The sequence below is a fragment of the Chryseobacterium kimseyorum genome (assembly GCF_025971945.1).
Lineage (GTDB): Bacteria > Bacteroidota > Bacteroidia > Flavobacteriales > Weeksellaceae > Chryseobacterium > Chryseobacterium kimseyorum.
On sequence record NZ_JAPDHW010000004.1, the window covers coordinates 215,934 to 240,736 of the forward strand.

Annotated in this window: 17 protein-coding genes; 3 read left to right on the forward strand and 14 right to left on the reverse strand. The window is 36.4% G+C overall.

The features are described from left to right. Positions 1–123: 123 nt before the first annotated feature. Positions 124–993: a cupin-like domain-containing protein gene (locus OMO38_RS07645; protein ID WP_264749610.1), complete on the forward strand. Its 870-nt coding sequence runs from the start codon at positions 124–126 to the stop codon at positions 991–993. 51 nt (positions 994–1,044) lie between these two features. On the opposite strand, the gene OMO38_RS07650 is transcribed toward OMO38_RS07645, so the two are convergent. The 9 genes from OMO38_RS07650 to OMO38_RS07690 form a co-directional block, all read right to left on the reverse strand. Then, a complete protein-coding gene (locus OMO38_RS07650) occupies positions 1,045–1,452 on the reverse strand; it encodes a hypothetical protein (RefSeq protein ID WP_264749611.1) in 408 nt (135 codons plus the stop codon). A gap of 60 nt (positions 1,453–1,512) precedes the next feature. Then, the gene (locus OMO38_RS07655) at positions 1,513–3,426 is read right to left on the reverse strand and encodes a M1 family aminopeptidase (RefSeq protein ID WP_264749612.1); all 1,914 of its coding nucleotides are present in this window, start codon (positions 3,424–3,426) and stop codon (positions 1,513–1,515) included. Positions 3,427–3,571: 145 nt separating this feature from the next. Then, positions 3,572–5,041: a D-alanyl-D-alanine carboxypeptidase/D-alanyl-D-alanine endopeptidase gene (gene dacB, locus OMO38_RS07660; protein WP_264749613.1), complete on the reverse strand. Its 1,470-nt coding sequence runs from the start codon at positions 5,039–5,041 to the stop codon at positions 3,572–3,574. Positions 5,042–5,200: 159 nt separating this feature from the next. Continuing rightward, the gene (gene priA, locus OMO38_RS07665) at positions 5,201–7,648 is read right to left on the reverse strand and encodes a replication restart helicase PriA (protein WP_264749614.1); all 2,448 of its coding nucleotides are present in this window, start codon (positions 7,646–7,648) and stop codon (positions 5,201–5,203) included. 504 nt (positions 7,649–8,152) lie between these two features. After that, entirely contained in the window at positions 8,153–9,061 is a 909-nt protein-coding gene (locus OMO38_RS07670) for an AEC family transporter (RefSeq protein ID WP_264749615.1), read from the reverse strand. A gap of 24 nt (positions 9,062–9,085) precedes the next feature. Then, positions 9,086–11,572 carry a beta-mannosidase gene (locus OMO38_RS07675; RefSeq protein ID WP_264749616.1) on the reverse strand — a complete coding sequence of 829 codons (2,487 nt, stop codon included), beginning with the start codon at positions 11,570–11,572 and terminating at the stop codon, positions 9,086–9,088. A 195-nt stretch (positions 11,573–11,767) separates the two neighbouring features. Next, complete coding sequence (locus OMO38_RS07680; RefSeq protein WP_264749617.1) at positions 11,768–12,430, reverse strand: copper homeostasis protein CutC; 663 nt, start codon at positions 12,428–12,430, stop codon at positions 11,768–11,770. Positions 12,431–12,553: 123 nt separating this feature from the next. Continuing rightward, on the reverse strand, positions 12,554–13,549 hold the full coding sequence (locus tag OMO38_RS07685; RefSeq protein WP_264749618.1) for an isoaspartyl peptidase/L-asparaginase family protein: 996 nt from the start codon (positions 13,547–13,549) through the stop codon (positions 12,554–12,556). 66 nt (positions 13,550–13,615) lie between these two features. After that, the gene (locus OMO38_RS07690) at positions 13,616–15,856 is read right to left on the reverse strand and encodes a glycoside hydrolase family 20 protein (RefSeq protein WP_264749619.1); all 2,241 of its coding nucleotides are present in this window, start codon (positions 15,854–15,856) and stop codon (positions 13,616–13,618) included. Positions 15,857–15,961: 105 nt separating this feature from the next. Here OMO38_RS07690 and OMO38_RS07695 point away from each other — a divergent pair, with 105 nt between their 5' ends. Next, positions 15,962–16,771 (forward strand): DUF4197 domain-containing protein, encoded by an 810-nt coding sequence (locus OMO38_RS07695; RefSeq protein ID WP_264749620.1) that lies wholly within the window; start codon positions 15,962–15,964, stop codon positions 16,769–16,771. 264 nt (positions 16,772–17,035) lie between these two features. On the opposite strand, the gene OMO38_RS07700 is transcribed toward OMO38_RS07695, so the two are convergent. Together OMO38_RS07700 and OMO38_RS07705 are read right to left on the reverse strand one after the other, a co-directional pair. Then, positions 17,036–17,689, reverse strand: coding sequence for a CoA transferase subunit B (locus tag OMO38_RS07700; protein WP_264749621.1), 654 nt, complete (start codon positions 17,687–17,689; stop codon positions 17,036–17,038). 183 nt (positions 17,690–17,872) lie between these two features. Further along, on the reverse strand, positions 17,873–18,571 hold the full coding sequence (locus tag OMO38_RS07705) for a CoA transferase subunit A (protein WP_264749622.1): 699 nt from the start codon (positions 18,569–18,571) through the stop codon (positions 17,873–17,875). A gap of 784 nt (positions 18,572–19,355) precedes the next feature. Here OMO38_RS07705 and rplS point away from each other — a divergent pair. Then, complete coding sequence (gene rplS, locus OMO38_RS07710) at positions 19,356–19,712, forward strand: 50S ribosomal protein L19 (RefSeq protein WP_007846341.1); 357 nt, start codon at positions 19,356–19,358, stop codon at positions 19,710–19,712. Between the two features lie 297 nt (positions 19,713–20,009). Here rplS and OMO38_RS07715 read toward each other — a convergent pair whose 3' ends face one another. The 3 genes from OMO38_RS07715 to OMO38_RS07725 form a co-directional block, all read right to left on the reverse strand. Further along, positions 20,010–21,005: an alpha/beta fold hydrolase gene (locus OMO38_RS07715; RefSeq protein ID WP_264749623.1), complete on the reverse strand. Its 996-nt coding sequence runs from the start codon at positions 21,003–21,005 to the stop codon at positions 20,010–20,012. An 83-nt stretch (positions 21,006–21,088) separates the two neighbouring features. Further along, positions 21,089–22,072, reverse strand: a complete 984-nt coding sequence (locus OMO38_RS07720; protein WP_264749624.1) for an EamA family transporter — start codon at positions 22,070–22,072, stop codon at positions 21,089–21,091. Positions 22,073–22,193: 121 nt separating this feature from the next. Then, positions 22,194–24,794, reverse strand: a complete 2,601-nt coding sequence (locus OMO38_RS07725) for a T9SS-dependent M36 family metallopeptidase (RefSeq protein WP_264749625.1) — start codon at positions 24,792–24,794, stop codon at positions 22,194–22,196. Between the last annotated feature and the right edge of the window lie 9 nt (positions 24,795–24,803).

A 24,803-nucleotide genomic window follows, 5' to 3' on the forward strand; every position in this document is an offset into this window, starting at 1 on the left:
GCTTTAAAGAATTTACTTTTATCATTTTAAATTCTGTTTTTTGATTCTGATACAAGATTTCTATTAAATAGTCTACTGATTTTATAGGATAATAATTATATTTGAACCTTCAAAATGTATCAAATGAAATTATCTCAGATTATACGTGCAAAAAATATTGAGGCTGACGACTTTCTGAACCAATATATGAAAGCTGCAAAACCCATTATTTTAAAAGATTTCATAGAACCGGAAAGTCCCGCATTTCAAAAATGGAATTATGAGTATTTCAAAGAAATTGCAGGAGACACCAAAGTGAATGTTTACGGAAGCGAAATAGAGTCTATTGATCGTGTTGCAAGCAAACCGGTTGGCGAAACCACTTTCGCATCCTACTTAGATTTAATTTCTACAAAAATAACTGAGCACCGTTTATTTTTATTTAATCTGTTAAGTCTGAAACCTGAGCTTAAAAATGATATTCATTATAAAGATATTACCAAGGGCAAAGTTTTAAAATGGTTGCCTTTCATGTTTTTTGGCGGACAGGGTTCGATTACCAGAAACCATATTGATATCGATATGTCACATGTTTTCTTATCTCAGTTTCAGGGTGTGAAAAGGGTTTGGCTTTTTCCCTGGGAACAGTCTGACTTAATGTATAAACTGCCTTACAACTTTCACAGTCTGGTCAATCTTCAGGAGCCGGATTATGAAAAATATCCCGCCTTGAAACATTTGAATGGTTACGAAGCTGTCATTCATCCGGGAGAAACACTTTACATTCCTTCAGGCTGGTGGCATTACATTCAGTACGAGACGGAAGGGTATTCGGTTTCGGTAAGAGCTTTACCATCAAGTGCCCTAGAGAAATGGAGAGGGTTTAAGAACTTGGTTATCATCAGACATTTCGATAACGCGATGAGAAAAATTTTTAAAGAAAAATGGTTTAATTATAAAGTCAGAATTGCTGAGAAACGTGCGCAGCGCGCAATGAAAAAATTAAAAGTATAAAAAATAAAGCCTTCACTGTCGAAGGCTTTATTTAGTTTATCAATTTATATTTTATGGTTCAATCCTGGTTAAGATACTACCTTTCAGTGATTTTGTACGAGCTACACATTCATCTGTAACTGCATCAATAGTTAATTTATCCCCTGTAATTTCAAATGAATAATTACCCTTTGCACCAACTTCACACGGAGATCCTCCTGAGATTTTAGAAAAGTTGATTTGATTTCCTTTCACTTCGTATCTAGTACTTTCTATCACTTTATTTTCTAAAATAACATCCATCTTGTCTTTAGAAAATTTTAAAATGATCTCTTCTGCCATCGGTATTTTACCGATTCCACTCCACTGCGTATCTAATAATGGATTGCCGGCGTCTTTTTTATTTTCACACGAACTAATAATCAGGAGAAAAATTCCTGTTAAAAGCAACTTGCTGAAGAATTTTTTTTTCGTTTTCATACATATTGGTTTAAAAGTTAGTAATACAAATATACACTGAAAACCAATACAATAAAAAAATTATTCTTTAATAAATTTAAGATTTGAATTTTGAATCTTTAGAAAATAGATGCCTTTTACTAATGAAGATATATCGATTTTGCTCTCTGTTCCTCCTTTTTTCACCAGCCTTCCGTCTGCTGTATAAATAGTAAAATCAGTCTGTTTTTTTAGCCCTGAAATAAATAAGTGATCTTTTGCAGGATTTGGATAAATGCTCAACGGATCCATTTTAACATCTGATGTACTCAATGTATTATCTAATGTCACTGTTGAGTTTTTTTCTAAAATCTGATATTCATAGTTAAATTCTACATTGGCTACAGGAAAGGCCACCGTTTCTGTAAAATATTGATTGTTCAAGGTATTATTTAAGGCAAAATAAGCAACCTGACCTCCGGTTCCGTTCACCTTGATTGGCAATGGCATATCAAAAAAGCTCACAGAAGTATGACTTTGCGTTTGGGCGGCTTTAAAAGTAACTGTGCTTCCGGTCTGTTTCCAGCGGATGTCGTAAGTTGGATAACCCTGACCGTAAATCCAGTCAGCAAAAAATCCTGTAAAATCTTTTCCTGTAGACTGAAGCAGTGACGCATTAAGATCTGTTGTTTTCACATAACTATATGCTAAATTCGGTCGTGCATGGTACTCTTTTAAAGCCTGATAAAATACGGTTTCTCCCAAAATCCATTTAATCATCCTTACAACGTAACCGCCTTTTGCGTAGGTTAACCGTCCGTCAAAAATGCTCCCTATACTTCCGAGATTGGCATCTGCAACATACACACTGCCTCCTGTAACATTGGTAATATAATTTTTCTGGTCTAAAAGGTAGCTCATAAACTGAGCATTGGTAAGTAATAGCTTTTCGTTTGCAACATGTTCTCCAAATGTGGCAAAACCTTCATTCAGCCAGATATCATTCCATGCTCCACAGGTAACCTTATCACCAAACCATTGATGGGCAAGTTCATGAGCGATCAGCTGTTTGCTCCAAGCGCCCATAGAAGACATTGTCTGATGTTCCATTCCACCGCCTGCGGTAAATTCCATGTGACCGTATTTTTCATTTCGAAAAGGATAAGGTCCGAAGAATGTTTCAAAAGTATTCATGACTGTTTTCGTCCATTCAATATTAGCCATGTTGGTTGTATTGTTAGACGTAGCCGGATAAATATAATTCACGAAAGGAAATGGCGGAGTTCCCATCGTGTCATTTAATTTCACAAAATTGGTAATCGAGAGTGCCACCAGATAAGCAGCTGTAGGATATTGGGTTCTCCAAAAAGTTAATTTCTGTCCGCTTCCCAAGATCGTTTCGCTCATCATTTTTCCGTTTGAAGCGACACTGTATTGCGACGGTGTAGTTACTTTGATGTCAAACCTGTCAATTTTATCGTTCAAACTTTGTTTCGTAGGAAACCAATCCTGTGCACCATAAGGTTCGTTCAAAGTAGATAAAACGGGAGTTCCACCTTGACTATTGGTGAAAAACGCGTTATTATTGGTTGGAGGAGCACCATTATACTGAATCGTCAGAGAATCCAAAACGTTTGCAGGAAGAGCAGATGTAAAATCTATTTTAACTTCTTTTGTGGTCAGTTGCTGAAAAGCCAGAGATTGGCCATGGAATGTGACCTGAGAAACCGTTAACTGATTGGTGAGATCAAAATAGATACTGCTCATTGCCTGACTCGGCTTGAAATGGGAAGTTACCGAACCGGAGATCTGATGCACTGCGGGATTTATTGAAACATCCATTCTCTGATATTGCAGATCATAGTTTAATGTATTCGGATTGGTATTTCCGGCATTCATTTTTGCAGCATAAGATTTCATTTCCTTTGCCATTAATCCCTTCATCTCAAGATTTTCCTGTGATAAAACTGTTTGACACACTAAAACACTTAAAATAAGAAGGTAAAACTTTTTCATATCTATTGAATATACGATTGTCTGGATGATATGGTTTTGATTTAAATGTAAACCAAATTCATTATCAGTAAATTAGAGGTTAAAGATAAAAAAAACCTTTCAATCTGAGATTAAAAGGTTTGTATGTTAAGTATTTTATTAATTTTTACAAATCCAAAGCCGGCTGAAGAATTTTCTCAATTCTGTTTTTCACCATATCTACGGATCCTGAATAATTATTTACCAAAATCGAGAACACCAAAGTTCTACCCGTATTCGTTTTCATATATCCTGTCAGCGCTTTAACTTTATTTAAAGTTCCTGTTTTAGCGAAAATCTGTCCGTTTCCTTCACCAATAAACATTCTCTTTAGAGTTCCCGTTTGTCCTGCAATCGGCAGAGAGTCAAAATAAGTTTTGTAATATTTCTGATTCATCAAGGAAGTCAAAAATTTCACCTGAGATATCGGCGTCACATGATTGCTTCTTGATAATCCGCTTCCGTCCATATAATTCAATCCTTCAACATCGAAAGCAACATCTTTTAAATGCTCATTCACCACAATTCTACCTGATTCTGAAGTCTGATCGCCCTTTTTCTGGAAACCAACTGTCTTCAACAATGCTTCTGCCAAACCATTATCACTACGCTGATTGGTGTAGTATATAATATCAGACAATGTTGGAGATTTGTAAGCAGAAATCATTTTTCTTACCTCAGGAGCAGTATCCGTAGTTCTAGGAGTTACTTTTCCGGTAACACCTACTCCACTTTTCACCAAAGTTGCTCTGAAAGTATTCGCTAAAAATGCAGGTGCATCAGGAAGTTTAGTTGTCAAAATTCCCTCGCCATCGTATTTTTCAGCATAAACCATTTGATTGGCGTACGGTGAAACGTAAAAATATTTTTTATCTGAAGCTGAGCTGTTGCCTTTTTTAACGATCAGTTTTTCGTTGGCAGGATTGATTTCGCGGGTTGTACCAACCGGCAGATAGTAGTTATTGTTTTCTAGCCACACAACATTTTCCGGAAGTCTCGAAATGTTACCTTTGAAAAGCGCTGTCTGAATTACAATATCACCATTTACCTTTTTGATGCCCTCACGAGACATTCCACTCACGAAGTCTGATACGATTTCTTTGTAAGACCAAGCTCCCGCTTTGTTGGTTCCCAATGACGGGTCACCACTTCCTACAATATAAAGATTTCCGTTCAAAACCCCATTTTCGTCAATATCTCCGGAATATTCTAGTTGCGTCATCCAACGGTAATTTTCTCCTAACAGATGCAAAGCAGTTTCTGTAGTTAATAATTTTGTGGTCGAAGCTGGAACCAGTGGAGTGTTTTCATTATACGAAGAGATTACTTTCTTCGTTTTCGGGTCATAGACTACAAATCCCCAGGTTGCATTTTTCAGCACGGGATCTGTCATCATTGTGTTTAGGTTTACATCTACAAGTTCTTTAGGAGACAAAAAAGCCTTTTCAACAGCTGCTGCGGGAGAAGGTAAATTTAAACCGCTTTTTTGACTGTCGAAATTAGGAGAATAAAGAACTGTAGATACGGTAGACTGAGCAAGGAAAAAACCAGTGGCCAAAACCGTAATACCTGAAATATACTTTCTGTAATTTATCATCAATTTTTTCTTTTTGTTATATTTTGGATAGTTTAAAAAACGATTAGTTAAATCTTTTCTCAAAATCCAAACACATAATAAACGTTCAAATGTAGATATTATTGTTAGAATGTGGTCTACAAAGATATAATAAAAGCATATAAAGTTTGTTAAAACTTGTTAAAAATCTACAAAAACGTCTTTTTTAATGCTTTGATATGCAGTGATTTCGTCAAATTCTTTTAAACTTAATAAAACTAAACTTTTAAATTTTTCATAGTTCTTACCTCTGGGAAGCTTCAGTAAGATTTGAAACTGGTAAAGGTTATTCAGTCTTGCAATCTGTGCTCTCTCAGGTCCGAGAATACAGTCTTCAGGAAGGTATTTTCTTAAAATTGAACCTAAAAATTGGGAAGCACGGTTGACTTTATCATCTTTAATATGTTTCAGCTCGATCATAATCAATTTAGTGAAAGGCGGATAATGAAATTTCTGTCTTTCGGTGAGAAAATATTTATAGATTTTCGTCACATTATTCATCTTAATCAATTGAAAAACAGAATGATCAGGATTATAAGTCTGAATTAAAATTTTCCCATTTCCAGAAACCCTTCCGGCTCTTCCCGAAACCTGAGTAATCAGTTGATAAGCACGTTCTTCTGCTCTGAAATCCTGAACATACAGCATTGAATCAGCCTTTGGAATGGCTACCAACTCGATATGATCGAAATCCAGACCTTTTGAAATCATCTGTGTGCCAACAATGATATCTGTTTCTCTGTCTTCGATTTTTTCATATAACTTCTCGTACGCAAACTTCTTTCGCATAGAATCTACATCCATTCGGTCAACCTCATGATCAGGAAATATTTTTGAAACTTCCTCATGAATCTGCTCCACTCCCACGCCCCTTTCGTTCAGATTTTCTGACTGACATTTCGGGCAGGCTTTTGGTTTTGAAGCGCGCTGACCACAGTAGTGACATTTCATTTCGTTTGCCGCTTTGTGATAAGTTAAAACAACGTCGCAGTTTGAGCAGTAATTTACGTAGCCACAAGTTTCGCATTCTACAACACTTGCATAACCACGGCGGTTATGAAGGATGATGGTCTGATTTTTTTCGTCTAAAGTTTTCTTAATCTCATCAATCAGCTGCAAAGAAAAGTTACCTGAAACTTTTTTCGAATCCTGAGCTTCTTTAAAATTAATGAGTTCAAATTCAGGCAACTTCACATTGCCGAATCTTTCATTTAAAAATATATAGTGTAATTTTTCTTTTCTGGCTAAATAATAACTTTCCACAGAAGGCGTCGCAGAACCCAAAATAACCCGTGCATCATAGAAACCCGCCAAAACCAAGGCTGCATCTTTCGCATTAAAAAAAGGTGAAACTTCTCTCGGTCTGTAAGCAGAATCGTGCTCTTCATCAACGATAATCAGTCCCAAATTCTGATAAGGCAGAAATAAAGCATTTCGGGTTGCGATAAGAATTTTAACATCATTATTTTTGATTCTTCTCCAGACCTCAACTTTTTCAAAATCAGTGAGTTTCTGATGATAAAAACCTAACTGGCGACCGTATTTTTTTTCTAATCTCTGAGTGATCTGTTTGGTTAAAGAAATTTCGGGAAGCAAAAACAAAACATTTTTTCCTTCATTCACCGCTTCCTCGATTTTTTCTAAATACAAATGTGTTTTTCCGGAAGAAGTTACACCATGAATCAGCACATTTTTCTTTTCATCAAAAGCTTCATCAATTTCAGCCTTTGCTTCTTTTTGCGCTTCAGAAAGTTCTTCAATCTCCTCTATTTCGCCTTCGTAGCTTTCAATTCGGTCTTTTTGAAGGTAATACTCTTCCACCAGATTTTTATCTGCCAACGCTTTGAAATGTGAACTTCCAAAATATCCATCCTCAAAAAGTTCCGATTTTTTGACATGCAGATCAGGATTTTCGGTCTGTTTTTCAATAATATTCAGGAATAGCTCCTTCTGTTTTTTGGCTCTGTTGAGCTGCAAAAGAATTTCGGTCAGATTTTGATTTTTCAAGACCTCATCTTTCACTTTTACATAGGCAACTTCTTTGGCTTTGTATTTTTCAGCGACTTTTTCATCGATCTCAATATACTGTAAATCAATTAATGAATTAATCGTTTTGATGATTTCTTTTTTGGGAATGAAAGCTTCAATATCCGTCAGATTAATCAGCTGGCGAACCTCCAGAGCCTGAATGAGATACATTTCGTTGACATCGAGATTTTCAAATTCAATGACTGCGCCGGGTTTTAGCTTTAAATAGGTTTCGCTTTCAAGTTTCAAAGAAGATGGAAAAGCAAACCGGTAAATTTCCCCAAGATTACAGAGGTAATAATTCGACAGCCATTTCCAGAACTTGATTTGCTCTGCCGGAACAATCGGATATTCATCCAGAATACTGATGACTTCTTTAGCCACGAAATTTTCCGGAGCCTGATCGTGAAGCTCAAAAACAATTCCGGTGTAGATTTTTTTACCGCCAAATGGCACCAGGACACGCATTCCGTTTTCAATTTTGAAAGCGAGCTCTTCCGGAACTTTATATGTAAATGTTCCTTTTAAATTGAGCGGTAAAATTATTTGGGCGTACGTCAAGGGAAAAATTAAAATGTAAAATTAATTGTTTCTGAAGAGAACTGCAATTTTTTAGTAAAGCTAAATTTTTTAAACGCCAACCAAACTTTTATTTTGACTTGAGAATATTTACAGTTTGAGAAGGGGTTTTTAATTTGTAAATCAATCTCTATTTTTGGTCCAAACACCAGTATGTTATTGACTAAGTCGAATCTTTGGTTTCCACAGGAATCTCAGTTAATATGGATTTTAAATATCTATATTGAGATTCCTGCGGAAAGACAAGCTGAACACAGATTAGTACAAGAATTAAAATATAAAACTATCTTGTTTTTCCACGAATTCTAAGCAAAAATTTAATTTAGATGTAATTTGTAGATTCCTGAGAAATGACAATCGTTATATTTAATACAAAAGTTGAAATAATCACGAAATTCCTAGCCCAGATTGCAGTTGAAATCCTTTTTTGAAAAAAAAGATTGCAGCGGAAAGCTGGAAATAGCTCCTAAAAAAATATTTCACATTTTAAAAGAGCAATTCGATAATGTGATACCAAACTGCTGTCGTCAAAAAACCCAGAATTATACTGAATCCGATGGTGAGATTAGTCAGTTTGGTGTTGAGTCTAAACTGTTCGGCAATAATGCTGGAAGTCACAACGGTAGGCATTGCTGACTCAAAAATGGTGATTTTAGCTACATCTCCTGAGATTCCGAATAGAAAAACCAATCCCAGACTGATTGCAGGAGCCAAAATTAACTTGTAAAACATCGATGCCGACATCTGTGGAATCAGTTTTTTCCAACCATTGAATTTCAACTGCAAGCCTACAGAAAATAAGGCAAGCGGACTTAAAGTTGCAGCCAGTTTGTCGAATAGCGGTTCTGCAAAAGTGAAATCAATAAATGGCGACAAAACCAATGCAGCAATGCATCCTACCAGCGGTGGAAAGGTGATTAATCTTTTTAAAATAAATTTGGCACTTACTTCTCCCGATTTTCCGCCACCTCGAATTGCAGTGATAATTCCCAATGTTGAAAGTGAGAAAAACATCGTCTGATCACATATAATCGCAATGCTTAGAAGGCTTTCACCATAAAATGCGCTAATTAAAGGAAAACCTATAAAAGATGTATTGCTGTAACCGCTTACCAACTCTAAAGTGCTTCTTGATCTTTCGGAATATCCTTTCGTTTTACAGTAAATTTTCATAAAAACGAAGGCAAAAACGGCAGTCAGAAATGTTGCGGCAATCGGGAAAAGCATTTCCAGAGACCACTGAACTTTAGGCAAATATTTGAACGAAACTGCGGGCAGTGCGAGATAGAGAATCCACGTATTGATGCCTTTGTGAGCGTCGGGATGAATAGATTTTGTTTCTTTGAGGATCATTCCCGCAAGAATGCAGACGCCAATCAAAACAAAATTTACCATGATTTTTAAAAGTATTCTGCAAATTTACGGATTCATTGTTTCCCAAAGACTCATTGACTCGATTTTTTTTACAGGCTTTGAAAGCTTTATCCGTTTTGAAGTTTTTGGTAGCAGATCAAAAAAGTTGTCAGAAAAATGAGTGTCGCCCATTAAATAGACATCTTTTGCCAGAACATCAGTGGAGATTTCGATTTCTGTGGCAGAGATTTTTTTTATTTGAATATTGGGTTGGGTCAGTTTTAAATCTTTTGGTTTTGCGAAGAAATGATGATTTTCTGCAATGATTTTTTTATTGATATCTTTTAAAAACAATTTTAAAAAGACTTCATTTTTATTGGAATGTTTTATTAAATTTTTAATTTCTATATGATCAATCTTTGCTATTCCCTCCAATGTTTTTCCATTCTGAACCGTTGTTAAATCATCTAAAATTTTCCCCTTAAAATCAACAACCTGAATTTCTACTTTTATATCGTCAAACTTTTTTAACTCATCATTAACGGCATAAAAGTTCAAAAAACCGTCTATTTCTTCCGTTAAAATCACCTGATTTTCAAAGCTTCTTTTAATCTGATAATGCAGTGCTTTCCAGTTTCCCAGATAATCAATCGATGACCATGAAATCACCGGCCAGCAATCGTTGAGCTGCCAATACAAAGTTCCCATATTGTAAGGTTTTGCGCGGCGGTGGGCTTCAATTGCGATTTGCATTCCACGGGCCTGAAGCAGTTGTGAAACGTAATTGTATTTCACAAAATCTTTCGGAACCACATAATCCCGCTTCATATATTCACTGATGATATGAAAACCACGGGCATTTTTTTCGTGGGCTTTGATGGTTGGATTTTCTAAACTTAAATCAGGATTTCGAGAAAACATAGCTTTTACAGCATCTAGACTTGGCATTCCCTGAAAACCGTATTCTGAGGCAAATCGCGGGACTTTTTCATTGTAGATTTCGAACGGAAATTCGCCCCACCAAACGCCCCAGTAATGAGAATCGCCTTCGGTTAAACTTTCTTTGTGTCCCCAACCTATCGATGGAGAAGTCGGCCAGTAGATATTTTTTTCTGAAGTTAAATTTTCCTTCAAAGCATTCGGTATTGCCTCATGGAAAACCTTTTTATAGTCCTTCCAGACCTGAAGAGAATCTTCTTTCGAATATTTGAACTGTTTCTGATAACCCCAGTTGACAATTGCTTCATCTATTTCATTATTTCCGCACCACAAAGCGATCGACGGATGATTTTGAAGCCGGTTGACCTGATCTCTGACTTCCTCTTTCACATTATTTAAAAAATCCTCATCTGACGGATAAAAACTTCCGGCAAACATAAAATCCTGCCACACGAGAATTCCGTTTTCGTCGCAGGCCTTGTAAAATTCATCGTCTTCGTAAATTCCGCCGCCCCAGATACGAATCATATTCATGTTGGCATCTTTGCAGTCTTTGATGAGCTTTTGATATTTTTCTTTGGTAATTCGAGTTGTAAAGCTGTCAGACGGAATCCAGTTGGTTCCCTTTGCGTACATCGGGTTTCCATTGACTTTAAAATAGAAAGATTTTCCTTTTTCATCTTTCTCCTGAATTAATTCTATGGTTCTTAGACCAATTGTCTCATCTTTTTGATCAATAATTTGAGCATCCTTTTTCAGCGCAAATTTTAAAAGATAAGTCATTGCTTTTCCCCATCCGTTCGGTTGCCAAAAATGTGGATTTTCAATTTTAAATGGAACTGAAATTTTGTTTAAACCTTTTTTCAGAACAATATCATGATTTGTTTTATCTGTTGTAAAACTATATTTGCCTTCATCCTCTGCAAAAATTTCGGCATGAATAATTAAATCAGCTTTTTGCTTTGTTAAAGATTTCTGTTCTATTTTTACATTTTCAAGTTTTGCATGATTCCAGAAATTCAATTTTACATCTTTCCAGATTCCTGCAGTAACCAATCTTGGTCCCCAATCCCAACCAAACTGATATTGGGCTTTTCTGACAAAACTTCGGGGAGATTCCGGCATGGTGAACGGAACTTTTTTGGCTAATTCTTTTCCGACATTGACTGAAGATTTGAATTTAATCTGCAATGTATTATTTCCAACTTTCAAATCATTTTTTACCGGAATTTCCCATATTCTGAACATGTTGTCTGTTTTCTTCAGCAGTTTTCCGTTTAAATAAATTTCAGAAAAAGTATCCAATCCATGAAAAACCAAATCAGCATTTTGATTTTCTAATTCTTTATCTGAAACTTTAAAAACTGTCTGATAATCCCAGTCTTCATTTTCAACCCACTGCACTTTTTTTTCATTCTCATCTTTATACGGATCGGAAATGATTTTATGATTCATCAAATCTAAATGAACGGTTCCCGGGACCGTGGCGGTCAGCCATTTATTATCTTTTGCATTTTTAAACTGCCATTTTTCTGCGGACAGGTTTCGCTCTGAAAACTGGGCGCTGATGAATGTTTGAATGAAAAATAATAGAAAGAGTATGGTCTTGTTCATTTAATTTGATTGTAAATAAGACTTAAAACTACAGTTTGTCATCATGAAAGGATCTCAACGGTTTTAACGATAAAAATTAATTTTTCAGATTGATAATAGTTACTAGTTACACTATATGCTAATGCTTAATCTGTGCTTAGATCCTTTCAGGATGACAAATTCGATGTATATTTAATCAAAAGAATTGAATTAATTTCACAAATTAACTTTCAATTTCTTAATCTCCTCAGCATTGGCAAAAGATTCATACGGCAACACCGCCGAAGAATGAAAATATTTCCCACCCGTCACATTTTTCAGCTCTGAAATATTATTCGAACGTACTCCGCCACCAATTAAGATTTTAATATCATCGCCACAGTTTTCAATGAGTTTTTTTAAATTTTCCTTTCCTTCCATGGCAGAATTTTCTCCGCCGGAAGTGAGAATTTCTATGAACCCTAATTCAATCAGTTTTTCTGCAGATTCGAAAATATTTTTGGTTCGGTCGATGGCGCGGTGAAAAACGCAAGGTTTGCCATTGGCAAGATCAACCAAAAGTCTGTTTTTCTCATAATCAATCTCCTGATTTTCATCTAAAATTCCAAAGACAAAACCATCAGCTTTGGCCTTTGAAAATTCAATAATATCTCTCTGCATCCGCATAAATTCTCCATCGCTGTACATAAAACCGCCTCCAACTGGGCGGATCATCACATGAATCGGTTTTGAATATTTTTCTTTTAAATATCTTAACTCTTCAAGGTCGGGCGTAATCCCTCCGGAATTGATGTCGGCACAGAATTCAATTCTGTCGGCAAAGGAATTTAGGGCGATTTCAGCGGATGTGATATCGAAAGTGGCGATTTCTAAAAACATAGGTTGATTTGAGATTTGAGGTTTGAAATTTGAGATTCGGGGTTTGGAATTCGGGATTCGGGATTCGGGTTTATGATCAGAATCTTTCACTTGGCTCTTTTTACTTTTTACTTGGCTCTTTCCTTACTTTAAAGCAAATTCAGGTTTCTCCAGACGGTTTCCTTTTTGGTCGTGAACGGCATAATTAAATCCGTCCTGAATACAGTATGAACCGTATTCCCCTTTTTTATTGATGGCAATAAAGCCCACCTGAATATCTTTTAAATTTTTATTTCTTCGCTGAGTAATTTTCACAATCCTTTCAACCGCTTCTTTACAAGCCTGTTGCGGATTTCTTCCCTGCCGCATCAGTTCCACAACCAGATGAGTTCCTACTGTTCTGATGACTTCTTCGCCATGACCTGTTGCCGTTGCAGCACCAACTTCATTATCAACGAACAAACCTGCACCGATAATCGGCGAATCACCTACTCTGCCGTGCATTTTGAAAGCCATTCCGCTCGTCGTACAGGCTCCGGAAAGATTTCCCTGAGCATCCAAAGCAATCATTCCAATCGTATCGTGATTTTCTATGTTGACGATGGGTTTATATTTGCTGTCTTTCAGCCATTCTTTCCACTCTTTTTCGGATTCTGCTGTGAGAATATTTTCTTTTTTAAAACCTTGTGAAATAGCAAACTGGAAAGCTCCGTCGCCTACCAACATTACGTGAGGTGTTTTTTCCATAACCATTCTTGCTACAGAAATTGGATTTTTAATATTTTCCAGACACGCCACCGAACCAATGTTGTAATTTTCATCCATAATGCAGGCATCCAGCGTCACTCTTCCATCTCTGTCAGGGCGGCCGCCGTAGCCAACACTTCTTTCGTTCGGATCATTTTCAACCAGACGCACGCCTTTTTCAACCGCATCCAAAGCTCTTCCACCTTTCCCTAAGATCTTCCATGCTTCTTCGTTGGCTTTTAAACCAAAATCCCAGGTTGAAAGAACGATGGGTTTATTGACCAACGTATTTTCATTTTCAGGAACTTCTTTTGCAATTAAATCCAGTGGATTGAGCAGCAGTGCAGATGATAATATTCCTGTGGTTTTTAAAAATTTTCTTCGTGAATTCATATTTTTAGGTTGAGGCTAAGGTTAAGGTTAATCTTGAATACTAAATTTTAAATCTTAAATCTTAAATTATTTCGCTCCGATTTCATCGACAAAAAGCCATGCTTTTGAATCTGCTCCGGGATTTCCTGCGGGAATAATTCCTGCGTTTTCTATTTTAATTTTAATAAATTTTGCCTGTTGATTTCCGACTTTCAGATTGATTTTTCCTTTTGCCGAAAGAATTTCTTCTTTTCCGATTTCCTTAGTGACTTTGAAATTTTTACCGTCATCGGAAATGTAAACCGTCGCAGATTTTGCCAGATGAATCCAGCTTCCTTTGTTGTCTAATGTATTAAAATAAACTTCTGAGAAGTTTGTTTTTTCGCCCAAATCTATCGTTGCAACCACATCTTTTCCCTGAAAACCAAGCCATGTTTTCCCCAACTGCTTTACGTTACCGATAATTCCGTCAACTAATGTAAATGCACCGCCGAAAGAATAATTTTCGCTGGGCTGATTTTCCAAAGTGATTTTTTTTCCGGTCGTTTTTGAGGTAGATAAATTCTGAGAAGAAACCGCTGATTTTAATTCACCATTTTCAAAATAAGCAGATTTCACCGTCATCGCTTTTGAAACCGGAATTGCATTCTGATAGGTTGCAGAATTTGACTTAGGCTCGCTTCCGTCAATTGTAAATTTAATTCCGCTAGGATTTTGCGAAGTTGAAAGTTCGTAAGAAACACCGTTTTTATTTGGAATTACTTTTCCCGCAATATTGTAGATACTTTTAGCGTAGTTGATGTTCATTTTATCTAAAATTTTAAAATGCTCCACCACTCTGTTTTCAAATTCCTTGTAATTTTCCGGTTTTGAAGTTCCCCAGCCCACTTGTGAAAGTGCGAATAATCTTGGAAAGATCATATACTGAACATGTTTAAAATCAAGAATATATTCGGTCCATAAATTTGCCTGAATTCCCAAAATATATTTCGACTGTTCCGCGTTCAATTCAGCAGGAATCGGATTGTACGAGTACACTTTATCCAAAGGTGTAAAACCTCCGAACGCATTCGGTTCGGTCTGCGGATCGCCCTGATAATGGTCAAAATAACAATATGCTCCAGGCGTCATCACGGCAAAATGATTGGTTTTTGCGGCTTCAATTCCACCTTTAATGCCAGTCCAGCTCATTACTGCAGCATTTGGTGCCAATCCACCTTCCAGAATCTCGTCCCAGCCGATGATTTTCCGGCCTTTTGAGTTCACGTACTTTTCAATTCTCTGAATGAAATAACTTTGCAGTCCGTGCTCGTCTTTCAGATTATTTTTCTTGATTAAAGCCTGACAGTGTGCACATTCCTTCCATCTTGTTTTCGGACATTCGTCACCACCGATGTGAATATATTGCGAAGGAAAAAGCTGAATCACTTCATCCAAAACATTTTCCAAAAAAGTAAACGTTTCATCTTTCGGACAGAAAACATCATCAAAAACGCCCCATTTTGTTGCTGCTTCGAAGGGTCCTTTGGTACAAGCTAGTTCAGGATACGCAGAAAGAGCAGCAAGAGCGTGACCAGGCATTTCAATTTCAGGAACGACCGTAATGTGTCTTTCCTGAGCGTATTGTACGACATCTTTAATTTGCTCCTGAGTATAAAAATAGGGACCGTAAGGTTTGCCGTCATAAGTATCATCAACGTAAGCACCAATCATCGATTCTTTACGTTTTGAACCAATTTGAGTAAGCTTGGGATATTTTTTAATCTCAATTCTCCAGCCCTGATCGTCGGTTAAATGCCAGTGAAAAGTGTTGAGTTTGTACATTGCCAAATAATCGATATACTGTTTCACTTCTTCTACGGTAAAGAAATGACGGCAAACATCGAGGTGCATTCCACGCCATGCGAATTTTGGAGAATCTTCAATTTGTAATGCAGGAATTTTTCCGTTTTTCTGCGTTTCAAATAACTGAATCAGAGTTTGAATAGCTAAAAAATACCCCTGATCTGTGTAGGACTGTATATGAATCTGGTTAGAAGAAATATCAATTGAATACGCCTCGTTATTGGGTTTTGATTGATTTTCTAATTTAGAATACAACAAATGCGCATCCTGATTTTTTGCGTTACTGAATTTTAATTTTAATTTATTTTTTAAATATTCTGTCTCTTTTACAGGAAGATTATTACTTACATTAAATGATGCCGGAATAACAAATTCTCCTTTTAGAAACTCAACTTTTTGGGGATAAGGAATTAAATTCAGTTTTGTTTGAGAAAAAAAACACATTGAAATCAATAAAGAAAAGGCCAAGAGAATACGCTGCATCTGGTTGAGTTTAGATTTTAGCGAATATAATTCTTTTCTGAAAAATTCAGTCTATCATTTAACTATTTCAGCTTTGAAACATCTAATTCTGTAAAAAATTAAATGATGAAAAAAACTTTTCTTTTGGCAGCCGGATTATTATTTTCGGTTTCTGCACAGGCACAGATTTTAGATATAATTAAATCTACGGTTAAAAACCAGACAGGCGTTGATTTAAACAATCCTAAAACCAGCACAACCACTTCACCTGCAACAACTCATCCAACTCCAACCAAAAATACTTCTTCAGTCAATTTGGGAAGTCTGACTTCAACTCAAATCTCATCTGGTTTGAAAGAAGCTTTAAATTTGGGTGTAACTGAAGGCGTGAAAAAGCTAGCTGTACAGGATGGTTTCCTGAAAAATGAAGCCGTAAAAATTTTAATGCCTGAAAAATTAAGAGTGATCGATACGAAGCTTCGTGCTTTCGGATTGGGAAGTTTAGCAGATCAGGGCGTGAAATTATTGAACAGAGCTGCCGAAGATGCAGTGACTGAATCTGCTCCGATTTTCACGAAAGCCATCACGTCGATGACGATTACTGATGCCAAAAATATCTTGTTGGGAGGCGACAATTCTGCAACCAATTATTTACAGAGTAAAACCCAAACTCAATTATTCACCGCTTTTCAGCCCAAAGTAAAGGCTTCATTAGGAAAAGTCGGTGCCGACAAAGTTTGGAATAACTTGATTTCAAAATACAACACACTGACCGGTCAAGCCGTTTCCACAGATTTAAACGAATATGTGACCAACGAAACCATCAATGGCGTTTTCAAAATGGTGGCGGAAAAAGAAAGCGGGATCAGAAATAATTCTGTGATGAGAACCACGAGTATTCTGCAGAAGGTTTTTGGGGCGCAGGATGGGAAGTAAATTTCTTTTGTCTTGAAACAAAAGAAACAAAAATTCAAGACTTGGAACTCTTCGCTAAAAATTAAAAATCAATCCTAAAATTCCCAAACTCGTGCGGATTTAAACTTCATTTATTAAAGAAGATTATAGCCGCACTCAAACAGTGGGAATTTTTTAACGGATTTATTTTTTAATTTTCTTAACGCTACGATTTCCTAAGTCACTTAATCAGAAAATTATATTTCATAAAAAAACCTTGTCGTTGTGACAAGGTTTTTGCTTTATTTAGAATTGCATTTCCGGAATTTCGCCATCTATGATTAAATCGGCTTCTGTAGATTTGATGATGTGTTCTACGGAAACTCCGGGAGCTCTCTCAACCAATTTGAATCCGGCTGGCGTTACATCTAAAACAGCCAGTTCGGTCACCACTTTTTTCACGCAGTTAATTCCGGTAAGCGGAAGTGAACATTTTTTCAGGATTTTGCTTTCTCCGGCTTTGTTGACGTGCATCATCGCGACGATAATGTTTTCAGCTGAAGCTACAAGATCCATTGCTCCACCCATTCCTTTCACCATTTTTCCGGGAATTTTCCAGTTGGCAATGTCGCCGTTTTCTGAAACTTCCATGGCACCAAGAATGGTCAAATCTACTTTCTGACTTCTGATCATCCCAAAACTGAACGCAGAATCGAAAAACGAACCGCCTTCCAAAATCGTAATCGTCTGCTTTCCGGCATTGATGACGTCTGCATCTTCCTCACCTTCAAACGGGAACGGTCCCATTCCCAAAACTCCGTTTTCACTCTGGAATTCTACCGAAAGATTGTCGGGAACGTAATTTGCCACCAATGTTGGGATTCCGATTCCTAAGTTTACATAATATCCGTCTTTTACTTCTTTTGAAATACGTTTTGCTATATCTTCTTTACTTAACATATAATTTTATTTGAAAATTTGTTGATGTGCCAATTTTAAAATTGACCATTTCCTGTTTTTGATTGTCAAAATAAATTTAACAATACTAAAATTATCTTTTTTAAATGTTAAAAAACTTCACTTCAAAATTTGAACTAAAAATAACTTTCAAATTTGCAAATTGAAATATTTTCAAATTCTATTTTATCTCTTTCTGACTGTTCTCTGCTCGATTCTTTTCTCAAATTTTTCTCCCTGGAAAATTCTTTGGATCATAATTCCCGGAATATGAATCTGGTTGGGATCCAGTTCGCCAGGCGCTAACAATTCCTCCACTTCGGCGATGGTAATTTTTCCTGCTCCGGCCATTGGGTGGTTGAAATTTCTTGCTGATCCTTTGAAAATTAAATTTCCTGCATGATCGCCTTTCCAAGCTTTTACGATGGAGTAATCTGCGTCGTAGGCGTGTTCTAAAATATGAGGTTTGCCGTTGAAATCTTTTACCTCCTTCCCCTCTGCGACTTCAGTTCCGAAACCTGCAGGTGTGTAGAACGCGGGAATTCCTGCCTGAGCAGCTCTGCATTTTTCTGCTAAAGTTCCCTGTGGAGTCAATTCAACTTCGAGTTCGCCCGATAACATCTGTCTTTCGAATTCTGCGTTTTCGCCCACATAAGATGAAATCATTTTTTTGATCTGTCTTTTGTGAAGCAACAGTCCCAATCCGAAATCGTCTACTCCGGCATTGTTTGAAATGCAGGTTAAATCTTTTACATCACTATCTACCAATGCGTTAATGGAATTTTCAGGGATTCCGCATAATCCGAAACCGCCCAGCATCAGGGTCATTCCGTCCTGAATTCCATCGATGGCTTCCTGTGCATTTTTTACTCTTTTATCGATCATTTTTTGAATTAAATTTTGAGGTCTTAAATTAGTGTTTTTCTTTGAAATGGAAAAAATTGTTTTTGCTATTGGTAAAATATTGTGTTTTTTAATCAATGTTTGCAAAGTTTTTTTAAAAAAATGAGCATGGATTTTTTTAGTTCGCAAAGGCGGTTCACTCGGATAAAAAAAATAAACTGTACTTGGTACTAATCTGTATTATTGCCCACAGATTTCATGGATTTCCACAGATTTTCAAATTAAGATGATCAAACTTTAAAATTTTGTCTTGCTGAAGCATCTAGGCTCGACAAGGTCAAAGTATCTTAGCCTGGATGTAATTGAAAAGTAAAAGATTACAGTTTTTAAAAATAAATATTGAAGGGAAAAAACGTCTCTTCTTTTGCGTGAGGGATGGAAGCGGCATCCTTTTTCTGTAGCTTGGGGCCGCCGCCCCAAACTACAGAAAAAGATATAGCGGACAGCCCGACCTGAGTGAGGAAATGGAGCGCAGCGGAATGACCGAGTGAGGGGCACGCCATGGTGAGGAAAGTGGGACGGAGGGTTTGAGTGATGAGAATGGATAATAAATGATGCTTGATAATTGATGATCGATGAATAATGGTGATGGATGATGGGGAATGGGTTCTTTGATAAATGTATTTTGTGGGTACAATTTTTTAGGAATTAATTTTTGTAAAGTGTTGGTGGACAGAAAAATTTGTTTTATTTTTGCAATCTGTTATTCAACCTCTGACGAAGTCCGTGTAAGTTGCTTAGCCTAAACATTTTTTATTTATTAATAATGGATTTATTAAAGTACGTACAAGACAAGTACATTACAAAAAAAGAATTCCCTGAATTCAAAGCAGGTGATACAATCACTGTGTATTACGAGATTAAAGAAGGTCAAAAAACAAGAACTCAGTTCTTTAAAGGAACTGTAATCCAATTGAGAGGAACAGGTTCTACAAAGACTTTTACAATCAGAAAAATGAGTGGTGATGTAGGTGTAGAGAGAGTTTTCCCTATCAACATGCCAGCTCTTCAAAAAATCGAAGTTGACAGAAGAGGTAAAGTTAGAAGATCTAGAATTTACTACTTCAGAGACCTTAGAGGTAAAAAAGCGAGAATTAAAGACGCTGCTTACAAGAAGAAATAATTCAGACAACAACACATACGAAAAGAGACTGCTAATTTTAGCGGTCTCTTTTTATTTTGGTGTATGTTACTTTTTTTGATAGGATTTTATCCTATCCTCTGTTAAGTTGTCCCTTTGGGACTGAGTTAAAATAGTGCGGATGACAATCTCCTTTTTAAAAACCCCGTAGAAAATTTCTTTGAAATTTTCGCCATCCCTCCAATGAAGGGAAATTTTCGGATGGATGGGCACCATAACGTGGAATCTACATAAAATTAGTTTTCAATCTTGGCAAAAAGCCATCATCCAGCTTCCCACCTACCTGATAAAATCATACAACGCATTCCAGAATTTATCGTAGACTTCGATGTGAGGAAGATGACCGACGTTTTCGAGCTCAACTAATTTTGATCCGACAATCTGTTGCTGTGTCTTTTTTCCCAACTCCTGATATTGCCCCATGGTTGGCTGAATTTCTTTTGGAGCACGGTCTTTTCCGATCGCTGTCCGGTCTCTAGTTCCTATGATAAGTAAGGTTGGAGTTTTGATGTTTTTAAATTCATACACTACAGGCTGATTAAAGATAATATCACTCGTCAGGGCAGCATTCCATGCAACCTGTGGATAGTCTTTGTGTAAAGTCCACCCTGCAATAAGATCAAGCCAAGGTTGGTATTCTGCTTTCCATTTGTTGTCGTAATAGAATTTAAGCTGATAATTTTTATAGGATTCCGCTGTGTTTTTTAATTCCGACTGATAGGCTTCATCAACAGTCTGATATTTTGCCAAGGCTTTATAATCTTCCAATCCAATCGGATTTTCAAGAATTAATTTTTCAACCGTGTCAGGATACATTAAAGTGAATCTCGTAGCAACCATACCTCCCATTGAATGACCTAAAACGATGATCTTTTCAATTTTTAAATCTTCTAAAATCAATTTGGTATTAGTTGCCAGCTCTGCAAATGAGAATTGATAACTCTGAGGTTTGGAAGACTTACGGAAACCAATCTGATCCGGAATTATCACCCTGAAACCTTTGTCTGCCAAATCTTTTGCCGTTTTTTCCCAGTACGCTCCGTTAAAGTTTTTGCCGTGGAGAAGCATAATAGTTTTTCCGTTGGATTTTTTGGGCTTAACATCCATGTATGCCATTTTAAGATTTTGCTTTTGAGAATTTAAATCTTTAAAATGAACTTCAAAGGGATATTCATAATTCGTAAGCGTTGCATCTAAAGGTTTTATCTGCGAAAATGCCATCGTTGATGTGACAGTGAGTGAAATTCCTATGAGAATATTTTTAAATTTGGTCATGAAAAATTGAATTTAGATATAAATTTAAAAAAACCGCTTCAAATGAAACGGTTTCTAGTGTTATTTATAATTTAATTATGCTTTTACGAAAGCTCTTCTGCAATGAGTTTTTCCTTTTTCGAAGGTAAATTCATTAAAACAATCGCCATTAAGATTAAAAGAATTCCAACCCATTGAATCAGGATTACCTTTTCATTTAATAACACAAAAGCCATTGTTACTGAAACCGGAAGTTCAAGCGAGGAAATAATACTTCCTAATCCCAAACCTGTATTTGGGAAACCTAAGTTAAAAAGAATTGGCGGAATAATGGTTCCAAACAAAGCCAGAATAAACCCATACGTCCAGAAGATAGAATAATCAAACGGTCGGATGTGCTGTGTATTTTCGGTAAAATTCAGGTAAAAAGATCTTAAATTTTCAGAATACAATGGTCCGATCTGTGCAAATAACAAGAATGCTAAAACAATCACCGAACCTCCGGTGAGCATAATAATACTTTTCCTAAGTACCGGTAAATGCGTTGCCAGAGTATTGGATGTAAACATGGTCATTGTAAATGACGCAGCAGCCAATAATCCCCAAAAGATTCCGTGCCAATCTAATTTCACTTCTAAATTGACGAGATTTGTTGCTAAAACCGTTCCGAGTAAAACAATTATTGTAGCGACAACTTTCTTAGTATTTGGAAACTTTTTAGTGATAAAACTTTCAGCAACTACGCTGAACCAAACAGACTGCATCAACAGAACAATAGCTATAGAGACTGCAATATACTGCACCGAGATGTAATAAAATAAGCTGGTACAACCCAAAGATGTTCCCGCCATCAACAACGTTCTGAATTCTTTTCGGTTGGGTGACGATAATTTCTTCTTTGAAGTTAAAGTCTGAATAAAATTCAGGATTAAGAGACCCAATAATCCTAAAGCAAACTGAGCTGTCGTTACTTCTGAGGTTGTAAAACCTTCTTTATAAGACATTTTAACGAATGTGGCAAGCATTCCATAAATACTCGCACCGAAACCTACAAATAATACTCCTTTTATAATATTTTTCTTCTTCATAACCGATTTTACAGCCGGCAAAGGTACGACATAAAAAATTGTTGAAAATGAAACTGTATTCAAATAAAAAAATCACCCCAGATAATCTGAGGTGATTGTAAACTAAATTGAGTTTATATTACTATTTTTTGATCAAAAGTTTTGATGCAGCATCAATACCAAGACCATTTACTTTTACGATATAAGTTCCGTTTACAAGATTAGTTGTAGAAATTGCTTTCTTAGAATCTGGTGAAATTTTACTCTCTGTAGAAACTAATTTTCCAGACATATCATAGATTTCAACATTAACTTTACCCATTGTATTTTTTGGGAAGTTTATGAAGAATTCATTTTTAGCAGGATTAGGATAGATTGAAATAGCGTTATCCTTAACAGAAGCAGTTTCATTGGTAGATAATACACAGTCGGCAGGGACATTAAAGCTTTGTTCCTGGTCGTTGATATTCGCTTTCACACCTGCTGAAGCACCTAAACCTAAACCTCTTTTAGCGAATGCTCTCCAGATCATACATTTATCCACTCCACCTGTACTCGCTAATTCTGCAGCTAATATAGCATCTCTACCTTCTACAAATGACGGATTACATGCTTGAAGTTTTAATGCATTAGTAACTAGTTGTAAAACACGTGCACTACCACTTGTTGTATTGGCTGTAACATCTGATGCATATCCATATTTTGCTACATAATCCCAATGAAGATCCCAAAGCATTGTTGCCCATACAAAACCGATTGAGTGTACATCCGGAACCAGAACTCCATTTGAATTAGTATATTCCATACCATTGGTATCAGTATATGTATAATCATTCACAGCAAAATTTGGAGAATATTTTTCAGGTCTAATTCCGCCTCCAAAGATTGACTGCCCTGCTGCATAAGTTGCCATACCTCTCGGTACTGAAGCATTATCACCAGGCCTATTTGTTAACATTAATGCAAAGAAATCTGACCAGCCTTCTCCCATCTGCTCTTTACTTACAGAAGATACCAAGCAAGTAGAACCATTACCCGTAAGTCTGTTAGATATACCATGACCATATTCATGAATCACAATACCGTTATCGAAACTACCATCTGGAGTAACCGAAGAAGCCGGATCATTTTTAAGAGTTACATTGACAGTAGTATTTGAACTTAGTTGCCCTTTAATAAACTCGCCTTCTGCATTTTCAATTAAAACTGAGGGAATGGTAACTGTAGCATCAGTCCCTGCCATATTACCTATAGCGGCAGATGTCGGCGCATTGTATATAATCACGGCAGTAGCTCCTGCATTTTGTGCATTTTTCACTTTCATTACAAAGTCACACGTTCCCCTTTCGATCAATCCAATCTTTCCGGTAAGTGATCCCGCTGGTAATGCCGTACATCCGTTTAATACAGATGATAATTGAACATTTCCTGTTACTCCAGTCGCACCAAGAGGATTACCAAATTGAGCTATACCTGCAATTGGTTGACGTGGAACTGCTATCGTTGGAGCATTATAGTAAAAAATTCTGTTTATTGTACTCCACAGATACATTTGCATTCTAGGTTTTCCACCGTCTGCCGGAGTTGAAAAGTTTGCATTATTTGTACCTCCACCGTCTTGTGCCTCAGCATTAACGTAATCGTTATCTGCTCCACCTAAACCAAAGTTTGACTGTTGGAAATTTTTTGATGATTCAGTGAATCCAAATTTGTAAAAAATATCGTGAACTCTATTATTTATGTAGAAAAGATTAGTGATTGAAGCGTTTTGATTCAATAATGGATCTGCATTGATACTAAAAGGAAAATCAAAATTTCTCGTTGTTCCACCCTCTGCGGAACTTCCTGAATTAAATGCAAATGTATCTTCATAAGCATTGACATTATTTCCACGTGTACTAGTGTAATGAGTAGTACCATCATAATGCCACCCTTCAGGAGAGGATGCTAATAACCAAGGATTATTAACAATTGATCTTCCGCCGAAGGTAGGTGCTTCGATAGGTAACGGAAAGACGTTATAAGATGCATTATCCGGAACTAATAATGAAACAGTTTTATTTTCAGGTTGATTCTCCGGACCTATTAATTTACTATAAACATCATTGCTATGATCATGATTATAAGCTCCCGGGTGAAAACTACAAGATAAATTAAGATCAGTTTTGCTTATTATTTCTCCATTTTGAGCATCAACTAAAACCTCCCAGAAACTTGGAGATTTTGGTTCCTGAAATGTAAATTGGTACGCTAATTTTAAGTTTAAATTATCTTCAACATACAACAATTGTTGCTTTACAAATTTACCGTTATCTAGATCAGCATCGGCGAAGCTTAGAATCGAAAAACTTTTAATCTCTTGTTTTCCTAAGTGGTCAGCAACCTTATCTAATGCAGCGCTTTTAGTGATTGAAGCTGAAGTTGAACTAACGTTACTGTAATTTTTTAGAAAATTATCGGTGTAGTAAGCAATTTTGCCCTCCTTTATCAATGCTGTACCAACTGCATTACGAATTGGCAAACCATTGTAAGACTGCTGAAATTTTACAACATCTCCGTTCAAAGACTTTGATGAATCAACGTTATCAATAGTAAAATTCATCAAATCAGACTTTTTATAATCTCTAAGATGATTTGTTTGAATATAGTTATTGATTAATCTTTGATTATCTTGAGCTGAAAGCTTTGAAGATGGAAAAATTGCAAATACTGCAAATAAAAGAGGTAGAGTTATCTTTTTCATATTGATTAT